The sequence below is a fragment of the Halorubrum kocurii JCM 14978 genome, assembly GCF_000337355.1.
GTDB lineage: Archaea > Halobacteriota > Halobacteria > Halobacteriales > Haloferacaceae > Halorubrum > Halorubrum kocurii.
The window spans coordinates 1-1081 of the sequence record NZ_AOJH01000022.1 but is presented as its reverse complement, the minus strand read 5'-3'; the positions used below and the strand labels follow the sequence as shown (position 1 = coordinate 1081).

The 1081-nt window shown below is 67.5% G+C and carries 1 protein-coding gene; it reads right to left on the bottom strand.

Annotated elements, in window-relative coordinates; genetic code table 11:
- Positions 1–890: SPFH domain-containing protein (locus C468_RS02445; RefSeq protein WP_008847290.1), on the bottom strand; the 890-nt coding region annotated here is incomplete at its 3' end.
- Positions 891–1081: the final 191 nt, after the last annotated feature.

Below are 1081 nucleotides of genomic sequence, written 5' to 3'. Positions count from 1 at the left end.
TCTAGGGTCTCCATCCCGCGCTCGATGATGGCGCGCTCGCCCATCGACTCGGCCGAGCGGGCGCGCAGCACCGTCGAGATCGCGTCCCCCTGCGCTTCGAGGATCTGTGACTGTTTCTCCCCCTGCGCGCGGATAATGTTCGACTGCTTGTCCCCCTCCGCCTGCTCGATCGCCGAGCGGCGTTCCCCCTGCGCCTCGAGGATCATCGCGCGACGGCGGCGCTCGGCGCCGGTCTGTTGCTCCATCGCGCGCTGGACCTCTTGGGAGGGGCTCACCTCGCGGACCTCGACCGCCTCGACGCGGATCCCCCACTCGTCGGTTGGCTCGTCTAACTCCTCGTTGATGCGGTCGTTGATCTGGTCCCGGCGCGAGAGCGTGTCGTCGAGCTCCATGTCGCCGAGGACGGCGCGGAGGGTCGTCTGCGCGAGGTTCGAGACGGCGTTCTTGTAGTCGTCGACCTCTAAAAAGGCCTTCTTGGCGTCCATCACCTTGATGTAGACGACCGCGTCCGCCGTCACCGGCGAGTTGTCCCGCGTGATCGCCTCCTGCTGCGGGACGTCGAGCGTCTGCGTCCGCATGTCGAACGCGTACGTGCGGGAGACGAACGGCGGGATGAGGTGGACGCCGGGTTCGAGGAGCTTCCGGAACTCGCCGAACACCGTGAGCGCCTCCTTGTCGTAGGCGTCGACGATCTCGACCGCGCTGACGACCGTGACCGCCGCCAGCAACACCGCGAGCGCCGCGACGCCGTAGACGAGGCTCTGGCTGAGGAGGGCGAAGCCGACGAGCAGGGCGGCGCCGAGGGCCGTGTACTGCCAGACGGAGTCCGGGATGCCGCCCATCGCGTCCTCCAACTCGAAGGTATCGCCGCGCGGACCTTGGGTTCCCATGGCTAACCTTACGGGCCGACGCTGTTAACGGTTGTCACGAGCGGGGCGTCCGGTCGCCGAACGGCCGCCGATTTCGGTCTCCGAGATACCGGAAACGTCCGTGACTGCCGGGCGGCTTTAAGCGCTCGGCGCGTGCACACAACAGTAATGCCAGCCGACGACGACAGCGACCGCGAGTTCCGCACCCGAAG